Genomic DNA, 22,929 nt, shown 5'->3' with positions numbered 1-22,929 from the left:
GGCGGCCTGTTCACCGCGGAGGTTCCCCGGTGAACAGGCCGACGTCCAAGCTGTGGCGGACCCGCACCGCGTCGCCGCGGATCTTACGTTCCATCAGGTCGACCGCGCGCTCCGCGACCCTCGCGGTGTCCTGGACGATCGTGGCGCGCAGCGGACTGCCACCGGCGCTGATGAGCGCCCGGGCCTCCGCGGTTCCGTCAACCGTCGCCCCGGCCCAGCACGCTGGCGAGGTACCGCGCGGCCCGTTCCCCGATCTCCTGATCGGAGCAGCCGACGAAGGCGGTGTTTCCCGGGTAGTCCGCGTCACGCGCGAACGGCTCGACGTCCACGAAGATGATCGGGTATCGCAGGGCGGCGCACAGGGAGACGAGTTCATCGCGGGTGCGGTCCGGGTCGGCGGCGATCACGAAGCCGCCCACGTATCCCCGTGAGCGGGAGAGCGTCTGGCGCAGACGCCGTATCTGCTCGTCCCCGGTGTACTCGCCGTGGGAGATTTTCACGACCAGGTCGAAGCGACGGTCAAGCGCCCGGTCGAAGTTGCGAAGCAGCTCGGCGAGCCAGTGCTTCTGGCCGAACGCCGGCATCAGCAGGAACACCGTGGGGGGTCCCGGCCGGACCCGGCGGGCGAGCCAGACCAGCGCTGCCCCGCCGAGGGCTGGGGCGCCGTAGCGCGGCCGCACCCACGGCACGGCTCCGACGGCTCCGACGGCTCCGACGGCTCCGACGGCTCCGATCGCCGGCCGCGGGTCCAGCGCCGGGCGATGCCGGCGGGACCACGGATATTTTTCTCGGGAATCTCCGTGTGAGACAACGCGATAGCGGGGTACAGCAACGTCACGACAGTACCGGCCGACGATCGAAGGAGAAGAGGAGTTTCCGATGACGAGGCCCAACACGGTGCACGATGCCGGTACCGAGCAGCTTCCCGTCAACCCGCCTTCCGACCGGCCCTATGGCCAGCCGTACCGTGAGCCGTACCCGCCCCAGAACTCGCCGCAGTACGGCGGATACGGCACCCGGGAAAGCGACCAGACCGGCTATCTTCCGTATCCGGACAATGGCCAGGCGCAGATGCAGTACGGCCGCCAGCCGCAGCCGGCCGGCCCCGGCATGGAATCGTCCGGGACGCGGGCGCTGTGGATTCTCGCCTTCGTTTTCTCGGCGGTGGCGCTGTTCGTGCCGTTCGTCGGTTTCGCCGCCATCGCCTGCGGCGCCGTGGCCTGGAGCAAGGGCAGCCGGCGAGGCAAGATCGCTACTTTCGTCGCCATCGCGGCCACGATCGTCGGCTGGGTCCTCGGCGTCCTGATCTACACCGCCTGACCCCCGCCGCGGCCGTCCGGGTTATCGCCGGCCGTCCGGGACAGGGCCCCGCCGCGTCAGGCAGCGGGGCCCTGTTCGCTCGCCGCGCCGCACCGCGGCCGACCCCCCTTGCGCGGTGCGGCGCCCGCTACCCGACCGGCCTCGGCCCGGCGGTCATCCGGGAGCAGGTCGCGGACTATCCGGTCAGCGACTTCCCAGCGATGTCCCGGGTGATGATGGACGACTTCGTCCCGCCGAGGACGGTGTCCGGGCGGCCGCTGCGGCGGGTGCCGGACAGTGTGCTCAGCCAGTTGCTCGTGCGCGTCGCCCTCGGTGAGCTCGTCCATCCCAGGCAGGTCGTCGAGGCCGTGACGCCGCGGCACGCCACAACAGTGGTGACCTCAGGAGCGACGCCGGCCCAACAAGCGCCGCCGCGGCGGCTCCGGAGCCGGCTGCTGATCGGGCGCGCGCGGGGAAGTGGGCGAGGGCCGGGATTTGCTGGTCCGGATCGAGGCGGCTGCCGACCGGGAGGAGTCCGTCGAGCTCGCCCGGCCCGAAGCGGCGAAGCTTCGCCGTCCACCACAGCGCGCCCTCGGGACGGCCCACCACCTGGTGGGAACCGTCCGGCAGCAGGACGGCGTGGCCGCCACCGGCGAACAGGGCGACGGTGGCCGACATCGCCCGAGCCGCCACGTCCCAGTAGCGGATCGTCTGGTCGGCGCCGACGGCGGCGAGCATCCGCCCCTCCGGGGCGAAGACCACGTCGGTCACCGCGCCGCAGTCGACCACAGCCTCGGCGGTGAGCCGCCCCGACGACACCTCCCACAGCCACAGTCGGCCCTGGCCGTACCGCCGGCCCGCGGCAACCAGCAGCCGCTCGTCCGGGGAGAAGGCGGCCGCGGTCACGCCGCCGGGCAGGCCGCGGCTCATCAGCACCATCGGTGGCGGGAGGCTGCGCGCCGATGGCCGGGTGTGCCAGCCCGACGGCACAACGCGGACCAGGTGGATCATGCCGGTGTCGCGCCGGCCGCCGAGCTCGCCAAACACCACCAGGGAACCGTCCGGGGAGACTGCGGCCACCTTCGTCGCAGTGCCGACACCCAGCCCGCGGGTTCCGATCGATCCGCCGGCCACGCGCCGGCCCGTGCCGACGTGGCGCACCTCGAGCGCTTCGTCCGTCGCCCGGCCGGTGAACGACATCAGCGTTCTGCCATCCGCCGTGAACAGTGTGCTGCGGGCGGCTTGGGCCGCGTGATCGCGCGAGGCCGAGCGCAGCCGTCCCGACAGCGCCTCGCGGACTTCCAGGTACCCGGAGTCGTGGACCATCGCCAGCAGGGTGCCGGACGGGGAGAATGCGGGCCGGCCGCCCGGCTCGGCCGACCAGGTCACCACCAGATCCCTGAGGGGCGCCGGGCCGGCGCCGAGCATCTGCGGGCGGCGTACGGGTACCGGCCACACCTGGACGCCACCGGCGGGGTCGATGGTCCGGCAGGCCGGTTGCGTGCACACCAGGCCCGTGGACGGACGTGGCGCTGCCGCTCGGTGCCGGACCCGTTGCCCGGGATCAGCGTGCCCGCGGGACGCCGGGAGGGCGGGACGCCGGGAGGGCGGGACGCCGGGAGGGCGGGACGCCGGGAGGGCGGTGGGAGGGCGGTGGGAGGGCGGTGTCGGGGTGCGGCGCCGCCCTGAGCGACGGACGCCAAGCCGGGTCCCCGACACCTCCCGTCCCGGCCACGACTAGATCATCTGAGCCCGGTCAGGTAGCCGGGCGCCCGCTACCGGTGGCGGCTGCATTGTCCCTGCCGTTCCCCGTTCCCCGTTCCCTGTTCCCTGCTGCCTGAGCTGGGCAGGTAGGTCCGGGAACGGGCGGGCTGTCCGCGGCAGCCGCTACGGCTTCGCGAACGCGTTCTCAGCCCGGCTGGTCTCCGCTGTGCCGGTAGATGGCATCGGCGGAGTTGACGCCCCAGACGGTGCCGTCGGCGCCGGCGGCGATCTCGCTCAGGGTGCCGTCGATGCCGATCCAGGGATTGCTGTCGCTGTTGGTGTAGCGGTAGATCTGGCCGCTGGAGTTCACGCCCCACACGTTCGTCCGGGAGCCGACCGAGATTCGGGAAAGTGTGCCGGGAATGCTGATCCAGGGGTTCGAGTTCTGGTCGCCGGTGTACCGGTAGATGACACCGGCGGAGTTGACGCCCCAGACGGTGCCGTCGGCGCCGGCGGCGATGTCGCTCAGGGTGCCGGCGACGCCGATCCAGGGGTTGGCGTCGTTGTTGGTGTAGCGGTAGATCTGGCCGCTGGAGTTCACGCCCCACACGTTCGTCCGGGAGCCGACCGAGATTCGGGAAAGTGTGCCGGAAATCTTGTCCCAGGAAGACGACCCCTGGTCGCCGGTGTACCGGTAGATGACACCGGCGGAGTCGACACCCCAGACGGTGCCGTCGGCGCCGGCGGCGACGTCCTGCAGGGAGCCGTCGACGCCGATCCAGGGGTTGGCGTCGCTGTTGGTGTAGCGGTAGATCTGGCCGCTGGAGTTCACGCCCCACACGTTCGTCCGGGAGCCGACCGAGATCGCGGCCAGACCTCCGGAGACATTCGTCCACTCTGCCATGTCGAACAGCCTTTCTTCCACAAGGGCGGATTTGCCCACACGAGCGGCGGCTTCAAGCAGTCACTAAGCATTTCCGGACAATCGATCGACGATTCCTCGCAATGCCCGGAAGGTTTGCCGGATACGGCACCGCACGATCGAGTGCGGCAGCATCGATCGTAAACACCCGGCTTGGTGGCGCAGCGGGATATCTGATTGCTGGGCGTGTCGGCTGCCTGCGTGGCGAGCCTTCCACAGCGGAGTTTAGCGTCATGCAGTGGTCTTGCTACCTGTATCTGGGGGCTCGGCCTGGATGCGGCACAGGGCGCCAGATTTCGATGATTTGCCGCGCGAGTAGTTCATCTGGATCGCCCGCCAACCGCTGGCCGGTAGCGCCGCCGCGCCGATTCCGGGAACGGGCGGAGAGGCTCGGCCGGGGCTTCCCGTCGGGCTCGTCCGGCGATGGTGTCACCCGGGCAAGTTCCCGGGTCCGCCCGTAAACGCGCCCCGGGGGGCGGGAAACGAGGGTAATACGAGTCCGGGGAAGGCTAGCCGCAGGGAACCGTGCCGGCCCGCGGCGAAGCCTGCTTGCCGGCGGGCGAGGCCGGCAAGCAGGCGAAGGGTGAATCCGTGGACGGGGGGCGCCAGGCCCGCCACGTGCCGCGGGCGGAGGTCAGGGCGCCGCCGCACGCCACACGGGATCCCGCGGTCAGCGGTGACGGGGGACGGCTCGCTTCAGCACGACGCGGTCGAACTCGGTGCCGTGCTCGTCGACGCCGCGCACGGTCAGCGTGGATGCGCCGCCGGGCTGCCCCGGCGCCGAGTCGACGGCGACGAACGCGTAGTTGTCGAAACGCGTCCGCGACCAGCTGATCGCCTCGGGGGTCTTCGTGCCCTCGGGCGACCAGACGTAGCTGTTGGGCACGACGTTCGACCCCGGGACGAGCTTCCCGCGGTAGTTCTCCGGCTCGCCGGTCTGGAACTGGTAACGCGGCCGGCCGGCGCTGCCCGCGGTGATGTAAATGGTGCCGTCCTTCGCCGGTTCGACGGTCGACCCGTCGGGCGCCTCCCGGGTCGGGGCGTTGCCGCGGATCGGGTCGGTGCGCTCGTAGAGGTGGTTGTGCCCCTGGAGCACCAGGTCGACCTGGTACTTGTCGAACAGGGCCGCCCACGCGGCGCGGACCCCGCCGTCGCTGGCGTGCTGCGACGTCGTCGAGTAGGCGCAATGATGAAAAAAGCAGACGATGAAGTCGACGTCCGGATCGTTGCGGTAGCCGGAGAGCGTCCGCTCCACCCAGGAGGTCTGCGCACCGCCGGAGTAGCCGGTGTTCGTCCTGATCTCGAAGCTGACGTCGTTGGCGTCCAGCGAGAGCACGGCGACGTTGCCGTAGACGAACGAGTAGACGCTCGGGCAGCCCTTGGGCCCGTCGCCGGGCAGGTCGAGGCGGGCGGCGTGGCCGCCGTAGCCGTGCGGCGAGTACAGCGCCTCCATGTCGTGGTTGCCGGTGGCGAACATCCACGGGGTGCGGGCGCTGGAGACCTCGATGTCGGCCAGGTAGACGTCCCAGACCGTCGGGTCGTAGTTGTCGAAGCCCGCCGGCGGCTGGCCGGTCGTGGTCCGCTTCGGCGGCTTGCCTGCGCCGGACGGGTCGGCGTAGCAGATGTCGCCGGCGAGCAGATGGAACGCGGGGTCCTGGCGGGCGATCGCCGCGGTGATGGCGGAGGCGTGCGCGACGGTCGGCTCGTTGTCCGGCTTGTAGTAGCCATCGTCGAAGACGCCCTTCGGGTCACCCGGTGGGGTGGTGTTCGACCCGTGGTCGCCCATCATCGTGAACCGGAACGGGCCGCCGTGGCGGCCCTTCGCGTGCCCGGTGCGCACCGCCTGCACCGGGGTCGTCGCGCCGCCGGGGATGCGGAACCGGTAGTAGTACTCCCGGCCCGGGGCGAGGCGGTCGAACGCCGCGTGCACGTAGAACTGCTCGACGGTGAGGATCGACCCGTCGACCTGCGGCACCTGCGACAGCAGCGGCCGGACCTCGGCCTCGATCGTGCCGCCGAGGCCGCGGCCCGGGCCGATGTCGACGAGGATCCGGCCGCGGCCCGGGTTGCGGGACAGCTGCGCGGCCAGGCGGAGCTGCCGCGCCGGGTCCACGCCGAACGCGGTGTGCCGCCCGCCGACCAGCAGGGGGCTGTCCGCCGTGGTGGCGGCGTAGGCGGCCCGGCCGAACGGGGTCGTGCCCAGCGTCGCGGCACCCGCGCCCGCCAGCCCGCCGAGCAGCATCCCGCGGCGGCTCACCGGCCGGCGGCGCAGAAAGGTCTGGAGCCACTCGTGCTGCTCCGCGATGGTCATGTCGCGGGCGATGTCCGCGGGAACGCCGGACGCCACCACTTCGCTGGGAGGACTCACTGGCATGGCGCTGAACGTAGGCCCGCCGCCGGTGAAGCACCCCAACGGCAAGGTGGCCGCCGGCCGAAATATGCGTAAACACGCTGGCCGTGAACGCAGGCCGGCGGCGCATTACCGACCCCGACCGACCCACACGTCTTCCCCCGCAGACGCAAGCGATCGACAACCGTGCGCCAATGCCATGGCCGCTTTCTCGGCCTTCACGGCAAGCCGGCGGCCCTGCCCCGGGTTCCCCGGTCTCGAATGCCGGTTCTCGAATGCCGGTTCTCGGGCGTCGGTTCTCGGATGCCGGTTCTCGGGCGTCGGTTCTCGGAGTCAGGTCGGACGGTCGGTGACGGTCACCTTGACCTTCACGTTCTCGCCGTCGCGGTTGACGGTCAGGGTCACCGTCTGCCCCGGGTCGACGGACCGCAGCTCGGCCGAGAAGTCCTCGACGGAGATGACCGCCCGGCCGTCGAAGGAGCGAATGACGTCACCGGGCCGAATGCCGGCCCGATCAGCGGGACCGCCACGGACCACCCCGAGCACCAACGCCCCGCTGCGGACAGCCAGGCCGAGCTGGTCGGCGATCTGCGGGGTGAGGGTGACGGACTGGATCCCGACGAACGCGTGCCGCACGGCGCCGGTGCGCAGCAGCTGGTCGACGGCGTCGACGACGGTCGCCGACGGGATCGCGAACCCGAGCGAGACCGCGCCGGTCTGCGGGGGCAGGTACGCCTCGGTGACGCCGACGACCCGCCCCTCGGCATCCAGCAGCGGCCCGCCGGAGTTCCCGGGTGAGATCGCCGCGTCGGTCTGGATCAGATCGACGCGCGGACCGGCCGCGGCGGCCTGCCCGCCGGACCCACCCTGCCCGCCTTCCCCACCCGGGCCGCCCTGGCCGTCGGCATCGGGAAGGGTGCGGTTGAGACCCGAGATGATCCCGGCGGTGACGCTGTTCTCCAGGCCGAGCGGGCTGCCGATGGCGATCGCGAGCTCACCGAGCCGGGGCTGCTGCTTGCGGAACTTCGCCGCCGGCAGCCCGGTGCGCTCGACCTTCACCACGGCGATGTCGCTGACCGCGTCCGCGGCCTGCACCTTGCCGGGCACGCGCCGCCCGTCCGCGAAGGCGACCTCGACCGCCCCGTCGGTCGCCGAGGCCACGACGTGCTGGTTCGTGACGATGACGCCGTTGGACCGGTAGACGATGCCGCTGCCCAGTCCGTCCCCCACGAGGATGGTGACCACCGAGGGCTCGACGTCGGCAACGACATCCGGCACGACGGACAGCGCCCCCGCGGCGGCCGGCGGCGCACCCTTGGCCGGCGGCATGCTGGACCGGCCCCCGTGCCCGACAAAGGCGATGAGGGCGACGAGCACCACGACCACGGCTCCCACCCGCAACCACGCTCTGCGCACGACCCGATACACGTCAGCGGCATACCCGCTGCGCCGCCCCTCCGACCACCCCGCCCTCGGCCGATCGTGGCTGCTCGGAGCCAGACTCGATGCTGTGAACCCAGGGAACGCGGACGTCCGCCGGCCAGCCGGCTGGCGCCGGTCTCAGTTGTAGATCGCGCTACCCAGGCTGCTCGCCACCGCGTAGTAGCCGGCGGGAGCCGCCACAGGCACGCACAGGCGGTAGGCCTTGCTCATCGTCTGGCCCGGGACGATCTGACCGGGGATCGGGGTGTTGAGCCAGCCGGGCCCGGCCGGTGTGTAGCCATTCCCGGTCCACCAGTGCACGTTCACCGCTACGGATCCGCCCACCGTGGCGGCGTTTCCGATGTTGGTGTAGGTGACCGAGAACCTGAAGCAGGCGGGGTCCGGGTCGGTCTGCCTCGCGTCGGGTTCGGACATGCGCATCGTCAGCTGCGGCAGCGGCTTCTGCGTCGGGCCGCCGCGAGTGGGAAGCGGAACGACCGCGGACGATGGCGCCGCAGACGGGCGGTTCTCACCGCCGGACGGGGGTCGTCCAGCTGCTGGTGCCTGAGCGGCCGGGGCGCCGGCCGCGGCTGGCGGCCGCGTGACCGCGGGTACCGGGGCAGCCGCAGTGGCTGCGGCCGGCGGGATCGCAGCCCGCTCTCCCGGTATCGGACCGGCTTCCGGCTCGGAACCCGCGGAGGGACCACCGGCGGTGGGCGTCAGCCCGCCAGCGGTCGGCGGTGCCCCTGATGCCCCCAGCCGGGTCGGCGCCGCCTCCGGGCGGTCCACGGTGGGTAGCGCCCCCGACGCCGAGGCTGAGGCCGCGACGCCGGCACTGGCGGCGGAGCGCGCCTGCACCGCACCCGCCCCGCCGGCCGAACCCGGTTCACATCCGGCGGACAGGACCGCGGCCAGCAGGGTGAGGGCCACCGAGATCATCGACGCGGCGCCGAGCCGCGCACCCCGAAGGCCTGGCTGATCGTGTACGTGGAACACCGGCGTGGTTTCTCCCGTCCTGCCGCGTCCCGCATTCCGGTCTCCGGGCGGAGGCGAACTATCCCACAGGGTTCAGAGCAGACATTACAGACCGTCTGCCGCCGGCCGCGAGGCTACCCGTGGAAGGGCCGGCGGCGGGACGGGAACCGGGCGCCGGCTCACACCGGAGCGTCTCGCCGGACCAGAGCCGACGGAAAGGCCGTGCAGCGGCGGCCGCGGGGCAGCGGAAAGGCTCACATAGCGGTGCGGCGGCGCACGGCAACGCGCCAGTTTCCATAACTACCGAACCGGGATCACCGTGCACTCCCTACCGTTTCCCCCGGTGGAGATCGGTCGGCCCCTTTCGGCCGGCCGGGAGGCATGCCCGCCCACGAGCAGCCGGGGAGGAAAAGACGTCATGACCGACATTTCCCCGTACATTCCGCAAGTACGTCGGGACGGTACCATGTGCGCCTTCTACAAGGATCTGCAGTCGAAGGTCGAGGAAGGCGCGTTCACCGGCGACCAGGTCGCCCAGCTCACCCACATCGGCGCCACGCTGGACCGATGGCTGGCCTGCGACGTCGACGCGCCCGTCATCAACGAGATCACGCGCGGGCTGGGACAGGTGATCCGGGCGGTCGACGAGGCGTGCTCCTGGGCCCAGGACAAGGTCACCGCGGCGCTGAAGCCGCACACCTGCCGTGGGCTGATCGCGAAAAGGCTCCATAACGAGACGACGGACGCCGAGCGCACTTTCGCCGCGAACGCGTCCGCGGACTTCCGGAAGATCCTCGACTATGTCCGGAACGGCCGATGGAGCTCCCAGGGCATCGCCATCAACAACGACTACATGTACGACGACCAGCTCGCGGAGATGAAACGCGCCTATCGTTACGGCAGGACCCGGGCCATCCTCGGACGTGACATGCCCGCCTTCCGCGCCGAGGCCCATAAGACGATCGGCCAGGCCCTCGACGGGCGCCCGGTCTCCGTCGACGTCGACGCGGTCGTCACGGAGCTGTTCGCCCAGCTCGGCCCAGAGCGGCTGGCCTGGCAGTCGGCCTTTGACGAGATACCGCCGGCGCAGCGCCTGGCGACCATCGTCGGCAACGAGGCGAAGCGGCTGCTCGGCGAGGTCACGGTGCGGGCGGTCCATCCCGGCGCGCAGCCCGCCGGCTACGTCGTCCGTCGTCCACGTCGTCCACGTAGCCGCGGGCTGACGTCCCCGGCCGGTGGGCTCGTCCCCCCGCGCGCCGAGAGACATGTCGCGCGGGGGACTCATACCGGCGGGCGTCACGATGCCCGTCGACTGGCACGCAGACCGGTATGTACTTGACCACATTCGGCGGGCCATGAAGGCTCATGACGACAACACAGCGAACGTCCGGGGCCGGCATCCGGCGGCCGCCCGGCGGCGCGGCGGCGCGGGGCCGGCGACGGGCCGCGCTGGCGCGTCCCGCGTCGGGCGTGGGGGACCGGCGACTGCCAGCGGAGGTCAGCGCCATGAAGTACGTCGCGGAGTTAGTGCTCGACGCGGGATGCCGGTCGGGGGCCTTCTCGGCGCGCCGGCTCGCGCGGATCGCCCGCCGCATCGAGGAGGCGGGCTACGACGCCATCGCCGTCAACGATCATCTCGCCCCCTCCCGCAAGTGGTACGAAGCCGGCGGCCACGACGCCTACGAGCCGTTCGGTCTCATGGCCTATCTGGCCGCCGTCACCGAGCGGGTGCGGTTGATGACGTTCGCCGTCGTCGTCCCGCACCGCAACCCGTTCGCGCTGGCCAAGTCGGTGGCGACCACCGACGCCCTGTCCGACGGCCGGCTCGACCTGGGGGTCGCCGTCGGCTACCTGCGCTCGGAGTTCCTGGCCCTCGGCGCCGATTTCGACGAGCGCAACGAGCTGTTCGACGAGGCGCTCGCCATGCTGCGCGAGGCGTGGACGGCGGGCAGCGTCTCGGCGCGGGGCCGCCACTTCGACGGTCTCGACCAGGTTCTCGCACCCGCCCCCGTGCAGCTGCCGCACCCGCCGCTGTGGATCGCCGGCAACAGCGCCCGTGCCCGGCGCCGGGCGGCCGCCTGGGGGCAGGGGTGGGCCCCGCTGTCCATCGACGAGCGCGGCGCCCGCACGATCCGGTCGGTGTCGATCCCGACCGTCGACGACCTGCGCCGGGCCGCGCGGACGCTGCGCGCCGACACGGTCGTCGCCGGCCGGGACCCGGCCGAGGTCGGCCTGTGGGCGACCACCAGCGAGAGCGCCGCGGCAGGCGGTGACGAGCTCGACCCCGGCGCGCACCTCGATCATCTCGCCGACCTCGCCGACCTCGGCGCCAGCCACTTCACGGCGACGTTCCACCTCGACGACACCGACAACGCCGAGCGCGCCGTCGACGGCTACGCCGAGCGCGTCCTCACCGCCTCCGGACTCCCCCGCTGACCACCGACCTCCCCTCCAGCACGGGCTCATCGCCCACGCCGCAGGCATTTCCGTTCCCTCCCGTAGCGGCCGAATTTTGGAAAACAGCAAGCCGAACTTTCCGCCGAAACGAGCCCGGAGGAATGCGTGTGATCTGAATCACAATTGGGATTGTGCATGACGTCGCGCACCGTCCGCCCTAGTCTGCCCGTGTCATCAATTCAGCAGCGCAAATCAATGTGTCGGGGGTAGAAAATGTCGGGGACGGAGATGGCGACCCGCATCGCCGGGAGGGCCCGGGCGACGCTGCGGCGCAACAGGCGGCTGCGCGGAGGTGTCGTCGCGGCCAAGGACGCCTTATGGCAGGCCCGGGTCTCGCTGGACGCGGCCCGCCGCGGCGCCGTCGTCGTCGAGGACGAGTACGGCATCACCCTGCTGGTCCCCGCCGACGAACGGGCCCACCTGCGCTCGCTCATGCGCCGCCCGGGTGACCGCCCGGCCTTCGCCCTGATGGACCGGCTACTGAGCGACGGCGACGTGGTGTTCGACGTGGGCGCCAACATCGGTGTCTACACCGTGCACGCCCGGCGGCGCACCGGCTCGACCGGCCGGGTGTACGCCTTCGAGGCGGTGCCCGCGACCGCCGACCGGCTCGTCCAGACCCTCGCGCTGAACCGCTGCGCGGATGCCGCGGTCGTGCGCGCCGCGGTCACCGACACCCCGGGCACGGCGACGATGAACGTGTTCCCCGACCCCGCGTCCGGATGGAACTCGCTCGGCAGCCACCCGATGTACACCTATGACGGCAGGGCGATCCGGCCGCGTGAGGTGGTCGAGGTCCCGGCGGTGACCCTCGACGGGTTCGCCGAGCGGGAGGGGATCGAGCGGGTCGCGCTGTGCAAGGTCGACGTCGAGGGCTTCGAGCGCCAGGTCTTCGCCGGCGCGGCCGGGCTGCTGGCGGGGCGGCGCATCGGCGTCGTCTGTTTCGAGATCAGCGAGGACCCCCTCGTCGGCGAGGGCGGCACCCCGTCGGAGGTCTTCGACGCGCTCGGCCGCCACGGCTACCGGACCTACCGCCACGACGAGGCGAGCGACACTCTCGTCGGCCCCATCGACCCGGCCACCGAGGACGGACGCCTCGCCGCCGAACCCGTCCGGCCCTACGTCGCGAACTACTTCTCCACCGCGGACGAGGCGCTGCTGCGCGCATGACGACACCCCGCCGGCGATAGTCCACTTCTCCACCGCCGACGAGGCACCGCCGACGAGGCACCGCAGACGAGGCACCGCCGACGAGGCACCGCAGACGAGGCACCGCCGCGCGCGGGTGCGATGCCCATCTCCGGTGACTACCGTGAATGGCGCCGGCGCGGCAGGGGTGTCCGGCCTTGTCCGAAGATGTCGCGGCGTCTCGCCGCGGGATCGCGGACGGACAACAGTTGTCGTGTGTGCATTCTTCGTTCCGTTCCGACCGATTGTCCCGGCGGACCCGCCCCTCAGCACCGCGGCCCTCGCCGCCGCCACTCCGAGGCCGACACCGGCGCCGACGCCGACGCCGACTCGGACAGCGGCACCGACCCGGCATGAGAACGGACGCCCCGGACCCGCGCCAGCCGGGCGGCGTTCAGCCCGCGGGCAACGCCGCCCGGCTGCGGCGGGCCGTCGACGACTACCTGCGCGCGCGCCGCGACGCCGAGCGCAGGCAGGCGGTCGTCGAGCTGCTGCACCTGCTGGCGCAGCGTCAGGGCCTGCTGGGCGCGGCGCTGCCCGAGGCGGACGCCGACGGTGGTATCACCCGGATCGCCCTCGACGTCACCCGCCGCAACGCCCGCCGCCACCGCGAGCAGGGACGCCGGGTCGACGGCCTCGACCTCGTCTTCTGGTGGTGCCATACGTCGATCGAGGTCATCGACCAGCTCCTCGGCGGTGCCGCCCCCTCTCCCAGCCCCGCCGGGAACCTCCCGCGCGGGACTCGGGACGTGGCGACGAGCGGCCCCCGCGCCTAGCCTCGGCCCTGGACGAGTCAGTCCGAAGTCTGGGCTGGCGGTGGCCGGGCACGGAGAGAGGGCTCTGAGGGTCAGGTGGTGACGCAGGACCTGAACACCCTCCGGCGCCCCACCGTGGGTGAAGATCGACGATCGGGTCGGGGCGGCGGCGGCTTGCCGTGGCGTTCCTTCTCCCGCTCCCGTCTGCCGGGCCGATGGGGCGTGCTCGTCTCGTCCTTGTGGGAGGGTCGTGTCGTCCTTGTGGGAGGGTCGTGCTGGTGCGGCGTTCCGTGCCGGTTCGGGTGGGCCGGTTCCGCGGAACACCATGATCGGCTGTCGGCTTCGGGGTCAGGTCGAGGTTCCGGATCGGGGGCGAAGGCGGATCGCAGGCCGGGGCCGGATCGGGGACGAAGGCGATCCGGTCTGGTGGTTCGTGGCGGTTTTCTGTCGGTGGCGGGTGGGACGATGCCCGGGTCCGATGATCGACGACACCCCTGGCCCGGTGATCACGATGATGACGGTTCCGCCAGCCGATGAGACGTACTCGTCTGACCCGCCGATGGGGCCGGCCCGGCCGGCGCCGGTCGCGCGGCGGCCGGTCAGGAGTCGGTCCAGCGGGGCTCGCGTCGTTCGAGGAAGGCGGCCACCGCCTCCGGGTTGTCCGCGGTGGTGGAGGCGAGGACCTGGGTACGGTTCTCCAGGTTGATCGCCGCCTCCAGGCCGGGGATCTCCAGCGTCGACCACATCACCTGCTTGGTCATGTAGACGCCGAACGGCGAGTTGGCGCGGATGAGCCGCGCGGTCTCCAACGCCCGCTCCAGCAGCGCGTCATCGGGCACGACGTCGACGACGAGGCCGATGCGCAGCGCCTCCTCGGCGTCGATGATCCGGCCGGTGAGCAGCAGCTCGTGCGCCCGCCCGACGCCGACGACCCGGTTGAGCAGCCAGCCGGTGCCCATGTCGCAGCCGGACAGGCCGACCCGGGCGAACGCCGCGGAGAACCGCGCGGACGCGGCGGCGAGGCGGATGTCGCAGCCGAGGGTGAACGCCAGGCCGCCGCCGGTCGCCGGCCCGTTGACCGCCGCGATCACCGGCTTGGACAGCGCGCGCAGCCGGCTCGTCGTCCGCGAGTACTGCTCCTGGATCTGGAAGGTGCCGACAGGGCCGGGCCGCGGCTCGAACGGCTCCGGGATGTCCGGATCCCCGCCGCGCAGGTCGGCACCGGCGCAGAAGCCGCGGCCCGCGCCGGTCAGGATGACCACCCGGCAGGAGCGGTCCGCGTCGACCTCGTCGAGGCGGCGGTGCAGCGCGTCCACCAGCGCCGGCGTGATGGCGTTGAGCCGGGCCGGGCGGTTGAGCCGCAGCAGCTGCACGCCGTCCTCGACGACCTCCCGCTGCACCAGATCCGCCCCGGCGCCGCCGTCCACCGCGCTGCCAGGCGAGCTCACCGCGCCGCCCCGCTGGTCTCCGGGTCGGCACCGAGGGCGGGGACGGCACCGAGGGCGGGGACGGCACCGAGGGCGGGGACGGCGCGGATGGCGCTGACCATCTCGCGGACCTCGCCCGCGCCGAACGACGGCGGCGGAGTGAACGACAGCCGCGTCGCCAGACCGGCGAAGCGCTCGGCGATGCGGGCGGGGACCTCGGCGGGCGGGGCGACGACGGCGAACGCCTCGACGACGTCGTCGTCGATCAGGGTGGCCATCTCCGCCCACCGGTTCTGCTTCGACAGCACCGTGAGCTCGGCGCCGAGGTCGCCCCAGCCGTGCAGCTCCAGCACCGGACGGTAGGCGGGCGTCGAGCCGTAGAAGGAGATCTGCCCGCGGATCGTCGCCAGGCCCTCGACGATCTCCTGCTCGGTTCCGGTGGCGAGGAAGGCGCCGGCGACGACGTCGAAACCGGTCAGGTCACCCCCGGCGCGGCGGCGGCCCTCGGCCAGCGCCGGCAGGGTGTGCTCCCGGATCCAGCGCGCGGTGGTGAAGCCATGGCAGAGAAAACCGTCGGCGACCTCGCCGGCTACCCGGGTCATCACGTCGCCGACGCCGGCCAGCAGCACCCGCGGCGGCCCGTACGGGTGCGGCGCCGGCACGAACGTCGGCGGCATCAGCGTGTGCCGGTAGTACTCGCCCTCGAACGACAGCGGCGTCCCGTCCGTCCAGCTCGACCACGCGGCCCGCATCGCGAGGATGAACTCGCGCATCTGCGGTCCCGGGCGGCCCCACGGCATCGAGAAGCGCCGGGTGATGTGCGCCTTGACCTGCGACCCCAGCCCCAGCACGAACCGGCCGCCGGAGAAACGCTGCAGGTCGTGCGCGGTGTAGGCCAGCGACATCGGCGAGCGGGAGAGCGCCACCGCGATCGACGTGCCCAGCTCGATCGTCGACGTGGCGTCGGCGGCAAGCGTCAGCGGCAGGAACGGGTCCTGGTTGACCTCGGACGCCCAGACGCCGTCGTAGCCGACATCCTGCGCCGCGCGGGCATTGCGCGTCGCCTGCTCCAGCGTGCCCAGGGCTCCGTCGATCTTCATACGCATCCTCCCGCGGGGCGCGCGCCCGGCGGCCACCTGGCCACGGCCACCCGTCGACAGGGAAGCTAACAGAGTTCGGATGCTGCAGCCATCGGTTGTTATCTGTCGCTGCCCGCGGCGCGCGGAGCCCCGCCGGTCAAGCGATGCCGGTCAAGCGATGCCGGTCAATCGATGCCGAGCGCGCGGCGGACCTGCGCGGTCGCGTGCCCGTCGAGGCCGCCGTGGACCATCGCGTAGGTGTCGACGACCTGCTCGCGCAGGGCGCGGGCCTCGGCCGGCAGGAACTCGGGCGGCAGCTCCGGATCCCGGTAGACCAGCTCGCGATAGTCGTGGGTGAGCCGCATCCACCAGCGCAGCGCGTCCGGCTGGGTCAGGGCGTCACGGGCGCCGGCGGCACGCAGGGGCGCGAAACGGGCGACGAACGCGCCGTAGCGTTGGGTGAGCGAACCCAGGTCCCAGCAGCGGTGCAGGATCGCGTCGACGTCGGCGAGCGCCGAGGGGCGGCCGACGAACACGTCGACCAGCCCGGCCAGGTCGAGCGACTCCACGAGATCGGAGACCTCGTTCTCGCAGGCCCGCGCGGCAACCCAGGCCGTCTCCCGCAGCCGGCCGAAGCCGAGGTAGGCCAGCGCGCTCTTCATCCGCCGCCGGGTCGAACGCAGCTCGTCGGGCACCGAGGCGAGCACGATCGTCCACGAGCCGTCCCAACCCACCGACCGGCCGAAGCTCTCCACCCGGCCGCCGACCGAGGCCACCGTCTCGGCCATCTGCCGGCCGAGCCGGTAGCTGGTCTGGCGGCCGTCGCGGCGGCGTTCGAGCGAGCCGTCCGCGCACAGCCGGGACAGGCCGACCCGGGTCGCCCCGGCCGCGTACCCCGCCGTGGCGAGCAGCTCGACGAGGCCCGCGCCGGACGCGAACGGGCGCGCCGGCAGAGCGGTGCCGATCAGCAGCGGCACCCAGCTCTGCGCCGACACGCCCGGGAAGTCGCCGGCCGCCATCACCGGAGTGTAACGACGCCTCCCGGTCGACGATCGGCCGACGGGACACGGGCATACACCGCGCTCAGCCCGTCGACGCTGTCCAGCTCGACGCCACCCGCGACACCCGCGACACCCGCGACACCCGCGACGCCGCGACGCCCGCCCGCGACGCCGCCCGCTCCTAGCGTCACAGTCCGAGACCCGGCCCGCCCCGCGCCCGGCACTCCTGCCGCAGGGACAAACCGGACACGAGAGGCAGTGGAAGAGCAAGGAACCGCCAGCGGCGGCGTACGGACGGGGCGGAGCAGGACGCCGGCGGCCGGGGCGGACCGATTGACGCGCGGGCACGGGCGCGCCTAGAACACCGGACATGAACCGCATTCGACGGCACGCCCGACGAGGCCAGGAGCCCCGCCTTCCGTCCGGGGCGGCGAGGTGAGCGCCGGCACCGGTCGGCTCGCCGGTCGTACCGCGATCGTCACCGGGGCCAGCCGCGGCCTGGGCCGGGCCATCGCCACCGCCTTCGCCCGCGAGGGCGCCGCGGTCGCCGTGGTCGCGCGCACCGAGGCGCAGTGGGACGCGCGCCTGCCCGGCACCGTGCACGAGGTCGCCGAGGAGATCGTGAAGGACGGCGGCCGGGCGCTGGCCATCCCCGCCGACCTGTCCCGGCCGGCGGACGTCGAACGCATCGTCGAGGTGACCCGCGCCCGCCTCGGCCCCGTCGACCTGCTGGTCAACAACGCCGCGCTGACCGTCCCGGGCCGCCCGCCCGCGCAGCCCCCCGCCGGAGCCCCGCCGCGCGACGGCACCGCGCCCGCCGGATCTGGCGCGCCGACCGCCACAAAGGACTCTCCGCGCGATGGCGCCGCGCCCGCAGGGCCTGGCGGGTCTCCGGCAGAAGCGGCGCCCGCCCAGGCACCGACAGCTCCGGCAGCTCCAGGAGGCGCGGGCGGTCCGGGCCCGGCGGCGACGCCCGCAGCGCCGGGGCCGTCGGGGGCACCGGGGCGGATGCCGGACTGGGCGTCGTTTCTGAACTTCCCGCTCAAGGGCTTCCGGATGCACTTCGAGATCGGGCTGTTCGCCTCCTACCGGCTCATGCAGCTCGTGCTGCCCGACATGATCGAGCTGGGCCGGGGATCGATCGTGAACATCAGCTCGGTCGCCGGGTTCATCCCGGGTGAGGGGCCGTACGCCAAGCCCGGCACGCCCGGCCCGCTCGCCTACGGCGGCAACAAGGCGGCGCTGCACCACCTCAGCCAGGCCGTCGCGATCGAGGCGCAGGCCTACGGGATCGCGGTGAACGTGCTCTCGCCGTCGGAGCCCGTCATCACCCCCGGCAACCTGGTCGCCGCCGCCGGGGAGTCCGACTGGGCCAGCCCCGAGGAGTTCGCCGAGGCCACCGTCCTGGTCGCGCTCGCCGACCCGGCGACGACCAACGGCCAGCTGCTCTGGAGCGACGACGTGCTGCACCCCGACCTCGGCCGCCGCGGCTGGCTGCGCCCCTCCTAGCCGGGCAGCAGACCGACATAGCCGGGCAGCAGATTGCCCGGCGGCAGCCAGCCCGGCGGCAGACCGGCACTCGCCCTTCACGGCCAGATCACGGCCAGATCACGGCCAGATCGTGCCGAGGCCCAGTTACGGTTTTGGGGCCTAAAACCGTGGCTGGCCCTCGGCATGATTCTGTGCCTAACCGATGACGGTCGGTGTGGTGGCCGGCGCCAGGCCGCGCCCGGTCCACGCCCCGGCAGGTGCCCGGCCCAGGCGGCGGCAGACCTGTTGATCTAGACGAAGCCGGCGATCTGGTGGGGAGTGTAGGGCTTCTCGAGCTGGGCGATCTCGTCTTCGGTGAGGGTGAGGTCCACGGCGGCGACGGCGTCGTCGAGGTGGGAGAGCCTGGTCGCCCCGATGATCGGCGCGGCGACCTGGGGGCGGCTGAGCAGCCAGGCGAGCGCCACCTGGGCGCGCCCCGCGCCGCGTTCGGCCCCGATGCGCGCCACCTCGTCGACGATGGCCCGGTCGCCCTCGGCGTAGAGCTTGCGGCCGAACTCGTCGGCCTCGGTGCGCGCGGTCGTCACGTCCCAGTCGCGGGTCAGGCGGCCGCGGGCCAGCGGGCTCCACGGGATCACGCCGACGCCCTGGTCCGCGCACAGCGGGAGCATCTCCCGCTCCTCTTCGCGATAGATCAAATTATAGTGGTTCTGCATGGTCGCGAACCGGGTCCAGCCGTGGGCGTCGGCGACGAACAGCGCCTTGGCGAACTGCCAGGCGTGCATCGACGAGGCGCCGATGTAGCGGGCCTTACCGGCCTTCACCACGTCGTGCAGGGCCTCCAGCGTCTCCTCGATCGGGGTGCGCGGATCCCAGCGGTGGATCTGGTAGAGGTCGACGTAGTCGGTGCCCAGCCGCTTCAGGCTCGCGTCGATCTCGCTCATGATCGCCTTGCGGGACAGGCCGCGGCCGTTCGGACCACGGCGCATCGGCCCGTGGACCTTGGTGGCCAGCACGATCTCGTCCCGGTTGGCGTACTCGGCCAGCGCCCGGCCGGTGATCTCCTCGCTGCTGCCGGCCGAGTAGACGTTCGCCGTGTCGAAGAAGTTGACGCCAGCCTCGATCGCCCGGCGGAAGAACGGCCGGGCCCTGTCCTCGTCCAGCGACCAGGGGTGGGCGCCCCGGCCGGGTTCGCCGTAGCTCATGCAGCCCAGACAGATGCGGGACACGTCCAGTCCCGTCGAGCCGAGCTTGGTGTACTGCACCGCGTCTCCTCGCATCGTCGCCGACTCGCGCCTCATCGCCGCCCGCCGGCGACCAGGTGTGGCGGCGGTCCCCATGGTGCGGGCAGAGCTCGGCGTGCCACCTCAGGCCGTCGGCGTGCCGGGAGCCCGGCCGCATCCACAGGGGACGCGACCGGGCACCGGCCCAGACCCGGCAGCCCCAGACCCGGCAGCCCCAGACCCAGCGGCCTCGGGGCCTCGGGGCCTCAGACCTCGATGAGGACCGCGCCGCCCTGACCGCCGCCGGCGCACATCGCGGCCACGCCGATGCCACCGCCGCGGCGACGCAGGTCGTGCAGCAGCGTGATGATCATACGGGCGCCGGAGGCGGCCACCGGGTGACCGAGGCTGCAGCCGGAGCCGCTGATGTTGACCGTGTCCTCGTCCAGGCCGAACTCCTTGACCGCGGCCACCGGCACGGACGCGAACGCCTCGTTGATCTCCCAGAGGGCGACGTCCTTCGTCGTCAGCCCGGCGCGGCCGAGCACCTTGGAGATCGCCTCCAGGGCGCCGAAGCCCATCCGGCGCGGCTCGACGCCGGCGGCCGCCCACGCGCGGACCTTCGCCAGCGTCGGCAGGCCCTCGGCGGCGGCGATGTCCGCGCCGACGAGGGTGACCGCGGCGGCCGCGTCGTTGACGCCGCTGGAGTTACCCGCGGTGATGTTGAAGCCGGGGATCTCCGGGTGCAGGACCTTCAGCGACGCCAGCTTCTCCAGCGTGCTGGAGCGGCGCGGGTGCTCGTCGACGGCGAACTCGCGGAACGACCCGTCCGGCGCCTGCACCTTGATCGGCACGATCTCGTCGACGAAGCGCCCCTCGTCGATCGCGGCGACGGCGCGCTGGTGGGAGCGGTAGGCCCAGGCGTCGAGCTCCTCCCGGGTCAGCCCCGCCTCCTTCGCCGTGTTCCAGCCCACCGAGATGGACATGTCCATGTTCGGGGCCTCGGGCGAGTCCGGGTGGGTCGCGGGGATCCAGTCCTCGAACTGGTCGGCGGTGCCCAGGACGCGGCGGGTCAGCTTCGGCCCGGTGGACGTCGCCTGGACGCCGCCGGCGACGACGATCTTCTCCATCCCGCTGACGATGCCGGCGGAGCCGTTGCCGATCGCGGTGAGGCTGCCGGCACAGTGCCGGTTCACGGCCTGCCCGGGGACGCTCGTCAGGCCGAGGACGACCGCGGCGTAGCGGGCGAGGTCGCCGCCGCCGTACATGGACTCGGCGAAGATGACGTCGTCGATACGGGCCGGGTCGAGGCCCGAGCGGCGCACGGTCTCGCGCAGGACCACCTCCGCCAGCTCCTCGCCGGTGGTGTTGACCAGCGAGCCCTTGAAGGCCGTGCCGATCGCCGTGCGCGCCGCGCTGACGATGACGGGATCTGACATGACGGTCCACCTTTCACAGGGTGAGGGCTTCCAGCGGAACGCCCCCGGACAGGAACTATGGTAAGCATTACCGAGATACCGACAGTAATACAGCGGGATGGAGCCGTAAGTTGACGATAACGTCACCTTGTGGCCGGATGCCCCTGATGATGGCCGCCCTCGCCGGACACCCACCCGGGACGACGGCGGGCCCGAAGGAGGAACCATGGATCTCACAGGAGCGTCCGCGCTGGTCGTAGGCGGCGCGGGAGGCTTCGGCGAGGCCACCGTGCGCCGCCTCGTGCAGGCCGGCGCCAAGGTCGTCATCGCCGACCTGGCGGCGGACAAGGGCAAGACCCTCGCCGACGAGCTCGGCGAGCAGGCCGTCTTCGTCCCCACCGACGTCACCAGCGACGAGTCCGTCGAGGCGGCGATCGCCGCCGCCGTCGAGCTCGGCCCGCTGCGCGCGGCGGTCGTCGTGCACGGCGGCCCGGCGGCCGGCAAGCGCCTGGTCAACCGGTCCGGCCAGGCCTACCCGGTCGAGACCTTCCAGCGGACCATCGACATCTTCCTCGTCGGTACGTTCCGGGTGGTCAGCAAGGTCGCGGGGGCGATGTCGCAGAACGAGCCGCTGGACTCCAACCAGCGCGGCGTCATCATCACCACGGCGAGCATCGCCGGCTTCGAGGGCCAGGTCGGCCAGACCGACTACTCGGCGGCCAAGGGCGGCGTCATCGGGTTCAACCTGACCGCGGCCCGCGACCTCGCCCCCACCGGCATCCGGGTCGTCTGCATCGCCCCGGGCACCTTCTTCACCCCCGCCTACCGGATGGAGGAGGCCGAGGCCCAGGCGAAGTGGGGCCCCGGCGTGCCCAACCCCAAGCGGATGGGCCACGCCGACGAGTACGCCAAGCTCGCCCTGTCGATCGTCGACAACGACTACATCAACGGCGAGACGATCCGCATCGACGGCGCGCAGCGCTTCAACATCTGACCCCACTAGCTGACCCCACCGTCTGACTCCACTCGGCGGTCTGACTCCACTCGGCGGTCTGACTCCACTCAGCGCAGCAGCGCTTCCACGAGGACGCCGGCCTCGGCCGCGGGTCGCCAGGCGTCGACCTGGCCCAGGCCGGCCTCCTCCCCACCCGCACCGCCCGTGAGCAGGCCGCGGCGTTCGAGATGCAGCAGGTGGGCGTAGGTCTCGCCGACCGCCGAGCGGCGCACGATCCCCTTCGACTCGCTCCACGGCCGCGACCAGGTCAGCCGCTCGGCCACCGCCATCGTGGTCGGACCGTCGAGCTCGACCACCGCCTCGATCACCTCGCGCAGCCGCGCCCGGTGATGCTCCTGCAGCTGGCGCACCCGGGCGCCGAGGCCGCGGAAGCGGTACTCGTGGGCGGGCAGCACCTCGTCGACGGGCATGTCCTCGATCGCCGCGAGCGAGCCCAGGTACTCCCCGAGGGTGTCCGCGCGCACCCGCGGCGACGGGCTGATGTTCGGGCTGATCCGCGGCAGCACGTGATCGCCGGTCAGCAGCACGTTGTGCTCCTCGTGGACGAAGCACAGGTGGCCGGGGGTGTGCCCGGGGGTCCACAGCGCACGCACCGCGGCGGCGTCGCCGAGCGGGCGGTCGCCGTCCTGGAGCAGCACGTCGGGCGGGTCGCGCCACTCGGGCGGCCCGTCGCCGTCGGGGAACAGCGCGGCGATCTCCGCGGCGGGCATGCCGCGGCGGCGCAACCAGAGCCGGTCGGCGGCGCGGAACTCGGCGATGCTGGCGAACTGGTGGGAGGCCGCCACCTCCAGCTCGTGGATCATGACGGGGGCGCCGGACTCCCGCCGGATCCGCCGGGCGAGGCCGAAGTGGTCGGCATGGCCGTGGGTGATCAGGACCGCGCTGACCTCGCCAATCTCGTGCCCGGTGGCGCGCACGCCGGCGACGAGGCCGTCCCAGGCATCCTCGCTGGGCCAACCGGTGTCGACGAGGACGGGCCCGCGCGGGGTCTCCAGCAGGTAGGCCAGCACGTACCGCAGCGGGCTCTGCGGGAACGGGGTCGGCACCGACCACAGGCCCGGGCGGACCTGCTCCACCGGCGGCAGGACCCGGTCCCGCCACGCCTGCTGCTGGACCTGCCCGGTGACGATGAACGTCTGGTCGTCGACGGTCACGCTGGCGCCTCCTAGCGCTGGGGTGCCATCGAGGCCGGCCACGCGCCGGGCC

At 72.6% G+C, this 22,929-nt stretch carries 19 protein-coding genes; 7 read left to right on the top strand and 12 right to left on the bottom strand.

Annotated elements, in window-relative coordinates; genetic code table 11:
- Nucleotides 1-197: 197 nt before the first annotated feature.
- Nucleotides 198-689: a LacI family DNA-binding transcriptional regulator gene (locus tag FRAQA3DRAFT_RS04450; RefSeq protein ID WP_009737869.1), complete on the bottom strand. Its 492-nt coding sequence runs from the start codon at nucleotides 687-689 to the stop codon at nucleotides 198-200.
- Between the two features lie 190 nt (nucleotides 690-879).
- Between FRAQA3DRAFT_RS04450 and FRAQA3DRAFT_RS04445 the strand changes: the two genes are divergently transcribed.
- On the top strand, nucleotides 880-1,320 hold the full coding sequence (locus FRAQA3DRAFT_RS04445) for a DUF4190 domain-containing protein (RefSeq protein ID WP_009737868.1): 441 nt from the start codon (nucleotides 880-882) through the stop codon (nucleotides 1,318-1,320).
- Between the two features lie 282 nt (nucleotides 1,321-1,602).
- On the opposite strand, the gene FRAQA3DRAFT_RS04440 is transcribed toward FRAQA3DRAFT_RS04445, so the two are convergent.
- From FRAQA3DRAFT_RS04440 to FRAQA3DRAFT_RS04420, 5 genes are all read right to left on the bottom strand, one after another.
- Nucleotides 1,603-2,688 (bottom strand): WD40 repeat domain-containing protein, encoded by a 1,086-nt coding sequence (locus FRAQA3DRAFT_RS04440; RefSeq protein WP_198287028.1) that lies wholly within the window; start codon nucleotides 2,686-2,688, stop codon nucleotides 1,603-1,605.
- A 520-nt stretch (nucleotides 2,689-3,208) separates the two neighbouring features.
- Nucleotides 3,209-3,907: a tectonin domain-containing protein gene (locus FRAQA3DRAFT_RS04435; protein WP_009737866.1), complete on the bottom strand. Its 699-nt coding sequence runs from the start codon at nucleotides 3,905-3,907 to the stop codon at nucleotides 3,209-3,211.
- Between the two features lie 688 nt (nucleotides 3,908-4,595).
- Nucleotides 4,596-6,299 (bottom strand): metallophosphoesterase, encoded by a 1,704-nt coding sequence (locus FRAQA3DRAFT_RS04430; protein WP_035920570.1) that lies wholly within the window; start codon nucleotides 6,297-6,299, stop codon nucleotides 4,596-4,598.
- Nucleotides 6,300-6,608: 309 nt separating this feature from the next.
- Nucleotides 6,609-7,655, bottom strand: a complete 1,047-nt coding sequence (locus FRAQA3DRAFT_RS04425; RefSeq protein WP_009737864.1) for a S1C family serine protease — start codon at nucleotides 7,653-7,655, stop codon at nucleotides 6,609-6,611.
- A 180-nt stretch (nucleotides 7,656-7,835) separates the two neighbouring features.
- Nucleotides 7,836-8,132, bottom strand: coding sequence for a hypothetical protein (locus FRAQA3DRAFT_RS04420; RefSeq protein WP_035920566.1), 297 nt, complete (start codon nucleotides 8,130-8,132; stop codon nucleotides 7,836-7,838).
- 958 nt (nucleotides 8,133-9,090) lie between these two features.
- On the opposite strand from FRAQA3DRAFT_RS04420, the gene FRAQA3DRAFT_RS04415 reads away from it, so the two are divergent.
- The 4 genes from FRAQA3DRAFT_RS04415 (at nucleotide 9,091) to FRAQA3DRAFT_RS04400 (ending at nucleotide 13,093) form a co-directional block, all read left to right on the top strand.
- Nucleotides 9,091-10,011: a hypothetical protein gene (locus FRAQA3DRAFT_RS04415; RefSeq protein WP_009737862.1), complete on the top strand. Its 921-nt coding sequence runs from the start codon at nucleotides 9,091-9,093 to the stop codon at nucleotides 10,009-10,011.
- A gap of 167 nt (nucleotides 10,012-10,178) precedes the next feature.
- Nucleotides 10,179-11,108, top strand: a complete 930-nt coding sequence (locus FRAQA3DRAFT_RS04410) for an LLM class F420-dependent oxidoreductase (protein ID WP_009737861.1) — start codon at nucleotides 10,179-10,181, stop codon at nucleotides 11,106-11,108.
- Nucleotides 11,109-11,342: 234 nt separating this feature from the next.
- Nucleotides 11,343-12,299, top strand: a complete 957-nt coding sequence (locus FRAQA3DRAFT_RS04405; protein WP_035920564.1) for an FkbM family methyltransferase — start codon at nucleotides 11,343-11,345, stop codon at nucleotides 12,297-12,299.
- A 371-nt stretch (nucleotides 12,300-12,670) separates the two neighbouring features.
- The gene (locus tag FRAQA3DRAFT_RS04400; RefSeq protein WP_009737859.1) at nucleotides 12,671-13,093 is read left to right on the top strand and encodes a hypothetical protein; all 423 of its coding nucleotides are present in this window, start codon (nucleotides 12,671-12,673) and stop codon (nucleotides 13,091-13,093) included.
- A gap of 578 nt (nucleotides 13,094-13,671) precedes the next feature.
- On the opposite strand, the gene FRAQA3DRAFT_RS04395 is transcribed toward FRAQA3DRAFT_RS04400, so the two are convergent.
- The 3 genes from FRAQA3DRAFT_RS04395 to FRAQA3DRAFT_RS04385 all read right to left on the bottom strand — a co-directional run bounded on the left by FRAQA3DRAFT_RS04395 (nucleotide 13,672) and on the right by FRAQA3DRAFT_RS04385 (nucleotide 16,597).
- On the bottom strand, nucleotides 13,672-14,520 hold the full coding sequence (locus FRAQA3DRAFT_RS04395; protein ID WP_009737858.1) for an enoyl-CoA hydratase/isomerase family protein: 849 nt from the start codon (nucleotides 14,518-14,520) through the stop codon (nucleotides 13,672-13,674).
- Nucleotides 14,517-15,599: an LLM class F420-dependent oxidoreductase gene (locus FRAQA3DRAFT_RS04390; RefSeq protein WP_009737857.1), complete on the bottom strand. Its 1,083-nt coding sequence runs from the start codon at nucleotides 15,597-15,599 to the stop codon at nucleotides 14,517-14,519. Before FRAQA3DRAFT_RS04390 ends, FRAQA3DRAFT_RS04395 begins: the two co-directional genes overlap by 4 nt.
- A gap of 164 nt (nucleotides 15,600-15,763) precedes the next feature.
- Nucleotides 15,764-16,597 (bottom strand): transcriptional regulator PaaX, encoded by an 834-nt coding sequence (locus FRAQA3DRAFT_RS04385; RefSeq protein ID WP_009737856.1) that lies wholly within the window; start codon nucleotides 16,595-16,597, stop codon nucleotides 15,764-15,766.
- Nucleotides 16,598-17,014: 417 nt separating this feature from the next.
- On the opposite strand from FRAQA3DRAFT_RS04385, the gene FRAQA3DRAFT_RS38200 reads away from it, so the two are divergent.
- Nucleotides 17,015-18,088 (top strand): SDR family NAD(P)-dependent oxidoreductase, encoded by a 1,074-nt coding sequence (locus tag FRAQA3DRAFT_RS38200; RefSeq protein WP_009737855.1) that lies wholly within the window; start codon nucleotides 17,015-17,017, stop codon nucleotides 18,086-18,088.
- Nucleotides 18,089-18,360: 272 nt separating this feature from the next.
- Here FRAQA3DRAFT_RS38200 and FRAQA3DRAFT_RS04375 read toward each other — a convergent pair whose 3' ends face one another.
- On the bottom strand, nucleotides 18,361-19,332 hold the full coding sequence (locus tag FRAQA3DRAFT_RS04375) for an aldo/keto reductase (RefSeq protein ID WP_009737854.1): 972 nt from the start codon (nucleotides 19,330-19,332) through the stop codon (nucleotides 18,361-18,363).
- A 224-nt stretch (nucleotides 19,333-19,556) separates the two neighbouring features.
- Nucleotides 19,557-20,729 (bottom strand): thiolase family protein, encoded by a 1,173-nt coding sequence (locus FRAQA3DRAFT_RS04370; RefSeq protein ID WP_009737853.1) that lies wholly within the window; start codon nucleotides 20,727-20,729, stop codon nucleotides 19,557-19,559.
- 205 nt (nucleotides 20,730-20,934) lie between these two features.
- On the opposite strand from FRAQA3DRAFT_RS04370, the gene FRAQA3DRAFT_RS04365 reads away from it, so the two are divergent.
- A complete protein-coding gene (locus FRAQA3DRAFT_RS04365) occupies nucleotides 20,935-21,702 on the top strand; it encodes an SDR family NAD(P)-dependent oxidoreductase (RefSeq protein ID WP_009737852.1) in 768 nt (255 codons plus the stop codon).
- Between the two features lie 68 nt (nucleotides 21,703-21,770).
- Here FRAQA3DRAFT_RS04365 and FRAQA3DRAFT_RS04360 read toward each other — a convergent pair whose 3' ends face one another.
- Nucleotides 21,771-22,877 (bottom strand): MBL fold metallo-hydrolase, encoded by a 1,107-nt coding sequence (locus FRAQA3DRAFT_RS04360; RefSeq protein ID WP_009737851.1) that lies wholly within the window; start codon nucleotides 22,875-22,877, stop codon nucleotides 21,771-21,773.
- Between the last annotated feature and the right edge of the window lie 52 nt (nucleotides 22,878-22,929).

Source organism: Frankia sp. QA3 (genome assembly GCF_000262465.1).
In the GTDB taxonomy this organism is placed as follows: Bacteria; Actinomycetota; Actinomycetes; order Frankiales; family Frankiaceae; genus Frankia.
This window is presented reverse-complemented; position numbering and strand designations above follow the sequence as displayed.